Source organism: Micromonospora sp. NPDC004540 (assembly GCF_040610095.1).
Lineage (GTDB): Bacteria > Actinomycetota > Actinomycetes > Mycobacteriales > Micromonosporaceae > Micromonospora.
This window is the reverse complement of the sequence record NZ_JBEXLR010000070.1, coordinates 24,217-32,879: the sequence shown is the minus strand read 5'-3', so window position 1 is coordinate 32,879 and position 8,663 is coordinate 24,217. Positions and strand designations below refer to the sequence as shown.

Sequence of the window (8,663 nt, the reverse complement as noted above, 5' to 3'; positions counted from 1 at the left end):
CGGCGGCGGACCCGGGTGGCCCGGCGCGCCCGCGGCCGCCCCGACCTGTTCCGCCCGCCGACGCGCACGCCCCGCCCGACCTGACCGCCCCGGCTGCCGGTCGCGGCGACCGGAGCCACGAGCCGCGAACTGGCCCCTCCCACGACCGCGCCCGCTGGCTAGCGTCGGCCCATGAGCATCGATCCCGCGGAGCTGACCCGGCGGTTCGCCGCACTGACCACCGCCCACGTCGCCGACGCCTGCCTGCGGGCCGCCGTCCCGGTGCGCTGCGCCCCGGCCGGCGTACGTCCGGTGCTGGCCGGCGGGCCGCTGGCCGGCCGGGTGCTGCCGGCCCGGCACGCCGGCAGCGTCGACATCTTCCTGGAGGCGATCGACCGGGCCGCCCCCGGCGACGTGCTGGTGGTGGACAACGACGGGCGCGCCGACGAGGCTTGCGTCGGCGACCTCGTGGTGCTGGAGGCGCAGGCCGCCGGCCTGGCCGGCCTCGTGGTCTGGGGCCTGCACCGGGACACCGGCGACATCCGGGCCGTCGGGCTGCCGGTGTTCAGCCTGGGCGCCACGCCCACCGGGCCGCAGCGGCTGGACCCGCGGCCGGCCGAGGCGCTGGCGTCGGCGCGGGTGGGACAGTGGACGATCGACCCCGGCGACGTGGCCCTGGGCGACGAGGACGGCGTCCTCTTCGTGCCGGCCGGCCGGGTCGGCGAGCTGCTGGACCTGGCCGAGTCCATCCGGGACACCGAGCGGCGGCAGGCCGACCGGATCCGGGCCGGCGAGCCGCTGCGGGCGCAGGTCGGGTTCGGGGCCTACCTGGCGGGCCGGGCGGAGAACCCGGCGCTGACCTTCCGGGAACACCTGCGCGCGGTGGGCGGCGCGATCGAGGAGTGAGGCCGGCCGGCGCTCAGGCGCCACGGCCGAACAGGGCCAGGCGCACCCGGTTGGGGCTGTCGGTCTTGGTCATGAGGCTGGTGATGTGGGTCTTCACCGTGGTGACGCCGATGTGCAGCCGGTCGGCGATCTCGGTGTTGGACAGTCCCTCGGCCACCAGGTTCAGCACGTCCCGCTCGCGCGTGGTGAGGCCGGGCAGCGGTCGCGGCGTCTCGGCGCGCGCGTGCACGGCCCGCTGGACCAGCCGCCGCAGCACCTCCGGGCTGAACGGGCTGTCCCCGGCGGCCGCCCGGCGTACGCCGTCGAGCAGGTCGGCGGGGGGCGCGTCCTTGAGCAGGAACCCGCAGGCGCCGGCGGTCAGCGCCGGGTAGAGGTGGTCGTCGTCGCCGAACGTGGTGAGCACCAGCACCCGGGTGGCGGGGCGGTCGGCGAGGATCCGGCTGGTCGCGGTGATCCCGTCGACGCCGGGCATCCGCAGGTCCATGACGACCACGTCGGGCAGCAGCCGCGCGGCGAGGGCGATCGCCTTGCGGCCGTTGTCGGCCTCGCCGACCACCTCCAGGTCGGGCTGGGCGTCGCAGAGCATGCGCAGGCCGGCGCGGATGAGGTGCTGGTCGTCGACGAGCAGGACGCGGATCATGCCGGCTCCGCCGCGTGCGGGCCGGCCGGGCGCGGGCGGGGCGCCGTCGGCTCGGGCGGGCCGGTGGGGGCGGCGGGCGGTCCGTCGGGCGCGCCGCCTCCGGCCGGCAGGACGGTGCGGACCCGCCAGCCGGCGCCGGTCGGACCGGCCTCCAGCCGCCCGCCGAGCACCTCGACCCGCTCCCGCATCCCGGTGAGGCCGTGGCCGCCGCCGGCCGGCACCGCCGCTGGCACCGACCCCCGCCCGTCGTCCGACACCTCCCAGCGCACGGACCCGTCGACCACCGACACGGCCAGCCGGGCCCGGGCCGCGGTGCCGGCGTGCTTGGCCACGTTGGTCAGCGCCTCCTGGGTCAGCCGCAGGACCGCCTGGCCGCGCACCGCATCCAGCGAACCGATCCCCGGGTCGACGTCGGCCTCCACGGTGATCCCGGCCTGCCGGGCCCGGTCCACCGCCGCGTCCAGCGCCGCCGGGAGCGCCGACGGCTCGATCGCGGTCAGCGCGGCGTCGCCGCGTACGCCGTCGGGGTCGCGCAGCACCGCGACCAGGTGGCGCAGGTCGTTCAGGGCCGCCGTGCCGGTGCCGTGCACGTCGTCGAAGACCTCGCTCACCCGTGGGTCCAGGTCCGGCAGCACGTGCCGGGCCACCCCGACCCGCAGCACCATGGACGCCACGTGGTGCGCCACCACGTCGTGCAGCTCGCGGGCGATGGCGCTGCGCTCGTCGGCGCGGGCCGCGCGGCTCTCCGACTCCCGCCGCTGCTGCTCCGCCGCGGCGCGCTCCTCGGCCTGCCGGGCCAGCTCCCGGGTGGTCCGGATGACCAGGCCGAGCAGGAGCGGCAGGCCGACCTCGACGGTCAGCCCGAAGACGCCGGAGAGCAGGCGCCGCACCGGGTCGCCGATCGAGTCGGTCAGGTCGACGGCTACCAGCAGCCCGGCGGCCAGCCAGATGGTCCGGGGCCGCCCGGCCCACATGGTCAGCTCCAGCAACGCCCAACTGGCCCCGACCTGGTTGATCGTCGTGTCGTCGACCAGCGGGAAGGCGGCGGCCAGCAGGGCGGCCTGCGCCACCAGGTTCACCAGCGGCCGGCGGTGGCACAGCAGCGCCACCGCGAACGCGACCAGGGCGAGCGCCCACTGCGTGGTTGTCGGCGCGTGGTGGCCCTGGGCGCCGAAGACCAGGTAGCCGAGACCGCTGAGGTCCAGCAGCAGCATCCGCGCGAGCGTGTCCCGCGCGTCGAACAGGCGCCCCACCCAGCCCACGACGCCAGCCTAGGCGGTGCGGCCGGGAGCCGGGGGGACCGCCGGCCGGGCCCACCCGGTTCGCAGTCCGAGGTGGACGGCGAGACCGAGCGGGCCGAGCAGGATGGTCAGCACCAGCACCGGCGCCAGGAGCAGCGCCGGCATGTCCCGCTCCCGGCTGTCCTGCCAGATCCACCGGCCGACGAACAGGTCGAACCCGATCATGTGGGCCCAGGCCGCCGCCGCGCCGTCCGCGCTGCCCAGCAGGTCGCGGACGCCGTCCAGGGTCGGCGCGGTGACCACCGGCAGCACCCGGCCGAGCGCGGGGAGGACCAGGACCGCGTAGATCAGCAGGACCGGCAGCACGATCAGCGGCGAGCCGACGATCCGGGCCGTCCACGACCAGCGGGGCGCCAGGATCATCAGCGCCCAGAACGGCGCGGCGACCGCGAACGTCAGGGCGAACAGCGTGCCGGTCATGCGACCAGCACCACGGCCGCCCGCCGCTGCCGGCGGGCCAGCACCGTACCGGCGGCGGTGGCCGTCGCCACCACCAGGGCCGCCGCGACGGCCAGGGTCAGCGCGTCCGGGCGCAGCAGCGGCTGCCCGCGCAGCGCCTGCCAGGTGAGCAGCAGCGTGGCCGCGCCGTACGCGGCGCCGGCGACGAGCAGCAGCCGGGCCCGGGTCCGCTCGTCCAGCCGGTTGCCGACGAAGCGGTTGAGCAGGATCGCCAGCACCGGCAGCGCCTGGAGGGCGTGCAGCCCGACGAAGTGCCCGATGCGCAGGTCGCCGCCGGTGGTGCTCCAGCCGACCAGGGGCAGCCCCGGCCCGCCGTCCGGCACGCCGACGCTGTGCGCCCCGCTGATCCCCTCGGGCGCCGACTCGGGGGTGCTGGTCACCATCGGGACGGCGACCAGCATGCCGAGCAGGGACAGGCCGAGGCCCAGCCGGACGGCGTAGGCGGCGACCCGGTCCGCCGCCGGTCGCCGCAGCGCCACGATCCCGATGACCACCTGGGCGACGAAGAGCACCATGATCGCCGCGCCCATCGCCGAGAACAGGGCGCCGTTCAGCGGGCTGGTGCCGTTGTAGTGGCTCGTGGTGCCGCGCAGCACCTGGGTGACGATGATCGCCATCTCCACCACCGACGCGGCGACGATCACCGTGGCGGCCCACTCGGCGAGCCGGCTGCGGCGCGGCAGCAGGGTGAGCATCCAGGCGAGGGTGGTGCCGTAGAGCACGAACGAGACGGCGAACTTCAGCGGCTTGAGCCAGATCGGCGCGCCGGTGAGCACCCGCGGGTCGGCCAGGACGCCGACGGCCGCGACGACGGTGAGCGCCGCCATCGCCGCGACGAAGAACAGCAGGGGGCGGTGCCAGCGCGCCGCCCGGTTCAGCACGGTAGTCATGCCTGTAGATGCTGGTGGCCCGGCTGCCCGGTCGCGCCCGACCTGGAGCCCCGATGCCGGCCGCAGGTCCGGGACGCGCCTCCTACCCAGGGAGGAGACCGTGCGGCCGCGCGCTCATTGCCGGTCGGCCGCCAGGTGCTGGACCAGCTGGACCGGGTTGCCGTCCGGGTCGGCGGTCCAGGCGATGAGCAGCCGGTCCAGCCAGACGTGCGGGGCGGCGAGCGCGGGCGCGCCCGCGGCGGTCAGCGTCGCGTACGCGGCCGCGGTGTTGTCGGTCCAGAGCACCACGGCGGCGCGCTGCCCGCTCGGCACCGGGTCGAGCCCGTGGTCGTCCCGGGTGGACGCCACCGAGGCGATGCCGATCCGGTAGCCGTCGAGCGTCAGGTCGACGTGGATCGGCGGGCCCTCGGCGGGCACCCGGAAGGTCTCGGTGAAGCCCAGCCCGGCGTAGAAGGCGGCGGCCCGGGGCACGTCCTCGCTGAAGAGGATCACCTGCGGGGTGCGGAACATCGACACCGGGCGACCGTACCCCTCAGTCGGGCAGCATGGGCATCTCGAGGCCGGGGTCGCGGCCGAGCAGCACCCCGCGGGTCAGCGCCCGCGACCCGAACCGGTCCCGCACCGCGTCCACGGCGGCGTCCAGCGCCGGCCCGGGGTCGCGGGTGAACGGCAGGGTGAGCTGCACGTGCCCGTCGTCCAGGTTGCCGACGGCGACCCCGATCAGCGTGACGCCCCGGGTCTCGATCTCCGGCAGCGCGGCGCGCAGCAGCGACCGGGCGGCGGCCCGCAACGGCCCGGTCTGCGCGGTCGGCTTGTCCAGGGTGTGCGCGCGGGTGGCCCGGGTGTAGTCGGCGAAGCGCAGCCGCAGGGTCACGGTGCGGCCGGTGCGCCGGGCCGCCCGCATCCGCCCGGTCACGCGGTCGACCAGCCCGGCCAGCACGGCGTCCAACTCGGCCGGGGAGTGCGGCGCGCGGCCCAGCGCGTGCTGGGCGCCCATCGAGGAGCGCCGCCGCCCTACCTGCACGGCCCGCGGGTCGCGGTTGTGGGCGAGGGCGTGCAGGTGCCGGCCGGCGCCCGCGCCGAGCAGCGACACCAGGGTGGGCTCGTCGAGCCGGGCCACCTGCCCGACGGTCCGGATGCCCCGCTCGCGCAGCTTCGCGGCGGTGATCGGGCCCACGCCCCAGAGCCGCTCCACCGGCAGCGGGTGCAGGAAGGCCAGCTCGCCCTCCGGCGCGACGACCAGCAGCCCGTCCGGCTTGGCCACCCCGCTGGCCACCTTGGCGAGGAACTTGGTCCGGGCCACCCCGACGGTGATCGGCAGGCCGACCTGCCGGCGTACCTCCCGGCGCAGCTCCGCCGCGATGTCGGCGGGCGGGCCGACCAGCCGGCGCAGCCCGCCGACGTCGAGGAACGCCTCGTCGATGCTGAGCCCCTCGACCAGCGGGGTGGTCCGCCGGAAGATCTCGAACACCGCCCGGCTGGCCGCCGTGTAGGCCGCCATCCGGGGCGGCACCACGACGGCGTCCGGGCAGAGCCGCCGGGCCTGCCGGCCGCCCATGGCGCTGCACACGCCGCGGGCCTTCGCCTCGTAGCTGGCGGCGAGGACCACGCCGCCGCCGACGATCACCGGCCGGCCCCGCAGCCGGGGGTCGTCGCGCTGCTCGACCGAGGCGTAGAACGCGTCCAGGTCGGCGTGCAGGATGGTGGCCTCGCTCGACACGACCACATGTTCGCACAGATGTTCGAATGTCGGGCCGGTCAGGGCATGCTGATCGCGAGTTTGCCCAGGGCGCCGGTGAACTCCGCCAGGGCCCGGGGCACCTCGGCCAGCTCGTAGCGGCGGTCGACCGGCACCCGGACGCGGCCGGCCAGCACGTCGTCGGCGAGCCGGTCCAGCGTCTTCCGCTCGGGCCTGCCGAAGATCGAGACGGCCGCCGGGTGCTGGTCCGGGCCGAAGCCGATGGTGGAGGCCAGCCGCCCGTCGGCGGCGAGCAGCCCGGCCAGCGACGCGCCGTCACCGGCGAGGTGCACCACCGCCGAGACGCCGTCCGGGGCGAGCGCGCGTACCTGCCCGGTCAGGTCGCCGGTGTAGTCGACCACCTCGGCGGCGCCCAGGTCCCGGACGAAGTCGGTGGCGGGGCCGGGGCGGGCGGTGGCGACGACCCGGGCGCCGGCCAGCCGGGCGTACTGCACGGCCAACGCGCCGACGCCGCCGGTCGCCCCGGCCACCAGCACCGTGTCGTCCGGCCGGACGGCCAGCGCGTCGAGCGAGTCGAGGGCGGTGGCGCCGGCCAGCCCGAGCACGCCCGCCGTGGCGAGCTCGACGCCGTCGGGTACGCGGGTGACGCCGTCGGCGCCGCCCACGGTCACGTACTCGGCCCACGTGCCGTCGCCCAGGTGGGGGCGCATGAGCACCCCGAACACCGGGTCGCCGACGCGGAACGGGCTGGTGTCGCCGATCGCCTCGACCTCGCCGGCGAAGTCCTTGCCGAGCACGACCGGGTACCGGTAGTCCATCGCCCCCCGCATGGCCCCGTCCGCCGCCTTCCGGTCGAAGGCGTTGATCGAGGACGCCCGCACCCGGACCAGCACCTCGTCCGGGCCGGGACTGGGCCGGGCCAGGTCGTCCCGGGCGGCCGGCGCCGCCCCGTCCCGGTCGAGAGTGATCGCCCGCATCCGCTCGTCCCTTCTCCCGCGCCCGGCGGCGCCCCGTCGGCCGCCCCGGCCGGGGCGGGGTTCCCGACGGGGGACCGGCTACACCCGGATCGGTTCCGGCGCCGCGGGGATCAGGCGCCGCGGGCGCGCGGCCGGCGGGACAGCGAACTCGGCGCGTTCACGCCCGCCCCGTCACTCACGCTCACGCCCAGCCGCTCGATTTGGCGCGGGTGCCGGCCGGGATGGCCCGCCAGTCGATCAGGCCGAACACCGCCGCGACCAGGCCGCCGATCACGCCGGCGGCGATGGTGTACGTGGCGGAGATCTGGAAGCCTGTCCGGTCGGTGACCAGGTAGAGGATGTCGAAGATCACCGAGGTGGCGAGCAGTCCGAGCGGGAACACGATCAAGATGGGTGGATTCCGTGCCCCATCGCCTTCGCGCGACTCTCCATACCGGTCCTTCCTTCTCGGCCCCCAGGCGCGGCCGGTTTCCCCGCCCGCTGCCGGCTACACCTCCCGCCGCGCGAGGGCGATCGCCTGCCGGGGCGGGCGGCGGAGCACCGTGAGCCGGTCGCCCCGCACCCGCACCGACGTACGCCCGCCGCGCTGGCGCCGCACCGTCAGGTCCACCGTCGCGCCGCCCACCCGCACCCCCTCCAGCCGCAGGTCGGGCAGCCACTCGGGCAGGTGCGGGTCGATCAGCACCGCGCGCAGCGGCGCGGCCGGGCGCAGCGCCAGCAGGGCCTGGACCAGGGCGACCACCGCGCTGGCCGACCCAGGCCTGCGGAGAGCACGAATTCGGGTAGACGCCCGGATGCGGGTGGGCCGGGTCGCGGGGCAGGCCGCTGAGCACCTCCGGCAGCCGGTGTTCCGCGAACAGCGCCGCGGCGTCGAACATGCCCCCGGCCAGCCGGTGCAGGTGCGGCCAGCAGCCGTACCGGGCCAGTCCCAGGCCGATGGTGCCCGCCTCCACCGGCCAGACGCTGCCCCGGTGGTAGCTGAACGGGTTGTAGGCCGGGTGCTCTGCCGACAGGGTCCGCACCCCCCACCCGCTGAACATGTCGGGGGCGAGCAGCCGGTCGGCCACCTTCTCGGCCACCCGGGCGGGCACGATGCCCGTGGCGAGCAGGTGACCGTCGTTCGAGTTGGTCGACCGGACCGGCCGCCCGTCCGGCCCCAGCGCCATCGCGTAGCAGCCCCGGTCGGGCAGCCAGTACGCCCGGTGGAACCGCCGGCGCAGCGCCCGGGCCCGGGCCAGCAGGGCGGCGCCCCGGGCCGGGTGCCCGGTCACGGTGAACACCGCGGCGGCGTGCCGCAGGGCGGCGTACCAGTAGCCCTGCAGCTCGCTGCTGGCGATCGGGTTCGGCACCACCTCGCCCCGCTCGTCGACGATCGCGGTGTCCGAGTCCTTCCAGCCCTGGTTCTTCAGCCCGCCCGGGGAGCGGCAGTGGTAGTCGAGGAAGCCGTCGCCGTCGGGGTCGCCGTACCGCTCGATCCACTCCAGCGCCCGGCTCGCCGTGGGCAGCAGCTCCCGCACCGTGTCCAGGTCGGCGGTCCAGGCCAGGTACTGGCCGAGGAAGACCAGGAAGTCCGGCGCCGTGGACCAGTCGCCGTAGTAGGCCGTGAAGGGGTTCAGCCCGAGCAGGGAGACCGGCCCCTGCCGGGCCTCGTGCAGCGGCTTGCCGGGTTCCTCGTCCCGCCAGTCGTCCAGCCGCCGCCCCAGGTGCCCGGCGTTGAGCCGGAGGCTGTCGGCCAGCATGGTGGGGCCGGCCAGCAGCGCCTGCCAGGAGGCGGTCATCGTGTCCCGGCCGAAGATCTCCTGGTAGATGGGG

The 8,663-nt window shown here is 76.5% G+C and carries 9 protein-coding genes; 1 reads left to right on the top strand and 8 read right to left on the bottom strand.

What is annotated here, in order from left to right:
• Positions 1-171: 171 nt before the first annotated feature.
• Positions 172-885, top strand: coding sequence for an RraA family protein (locus ABZV78_RS21805; protein ID WP_355641192.1), 714 nt, complete (start codon positions 172-174; stop codon positions 883-885).
• Between the two features lie 13 nt (positions 886-898).
• Here ABZV78_RS21805 and ABZV78_RS21800 read toward each other — a convergent pair whose 3' ends face one another.
• The 8 genes from ABZV78_RS21800 to ABZV78_RS21765 form a co-directional block, all read right to left on the bottom strand.
• Positions 899-1,525, bottom strand: coding sequence for a response regulator transcription factor (locus ABZV78_RS21800; protein WP_355641190.1), 627 nt, complete (start codon positions 1,523-1,525; stop codon positions 899-901).
• On the bottom strand, positions 1,522-2,787 hold the full coding sequence (locus ABZV78_RS21795; protein WP_355641188.1) for a histidine kinase: 1,266 nt from the start codon (positions 2,785-2,787) through the stop codon (positions 1,522-1,524). The genes ABZV78_RS21800 and ABZV78_RS21795 overlap by 4 nt, the downstream gene beginning before the upstream one ends.
• 9 nt (positions 2,788-2,796) lie before the next feature.
• Positions 2,797-3,246, bottom strand: coding sequence for an ABA4-like family protein (locus ABZV78_RS21790; RefSeq protein ID WP_355641186.1), 450 nt, complete (start codon positions 3,244-3,246; stop codon positions 2,797-2,799).
• Positions 3,243-4,175 carry a hypothetical protein gene (locus tag ABZV78_RS21785; protein WP_355641184.1) on the bottom strand — a complete coding sequence of 311 codons (933 nt, stop codon included), beginning with the start codon at positions 4,173-4,175 and terminating at the stop codon, positions 3,243-3,245. Before ABZV78_RS21785 ends, ABZV78_RS21790 begins: the two co-directional genes overlap by 4 nt.
• Before the next feature lie 114 nt (positions 4,176-4,289).
• Entirely contained in the window at positions 4,290-4,685 is a 396-nt protein-coding gene (locus ABZV78_RS21780; RefSeq protein WP_355641195.1) for a VOC family protein, read from the bottom strand.
• A gap of 22 nt (positions 4,686-4,707) precedes the next feature.
• The gene (gene dinB, locus ABZV78_RS21775) at positions 4,708-5,895 is read right to left on the bottom strand and encodes a DNA polymerase IV (protein ID WP_355641182.1); all 1,188 of its coding nucleotides are present in this window, start codon (positions 5,893-5,895) and stop codon (positions 4,708-4,710) included.
• A 38-nt stretch (positions 5,896-5,933) separates the two neighbouring features.
• On the bottom strand, positions 5,934-6,851 hold the full coding sequence (locus ABZV78_RS21770) for an NADP-dependent oxidoreductase (RefSeq protein ID WP_355641180.1): 918 nt from the start codon (positions 6,849-6,851) through the stop codon (positions 5,934-5,936).
• Between the two features lie 181 nt (positions 6,852-7,032).
• Positions 7,033-7,203 carry a DUF2231 domain-containing protein gene (locus ABZV78_RS21765; protein ID WP_355641194.1) on the bottom strand — a complete coding sequence of 57 codons (171 nt, stop codon included), beginning with the start codon at positions 7,201-7,203 and terminating at the stop codon, positions 7,033-7,035.
• Positions 7,204-8,663: the final 1,460 nt, after the last annotated feature.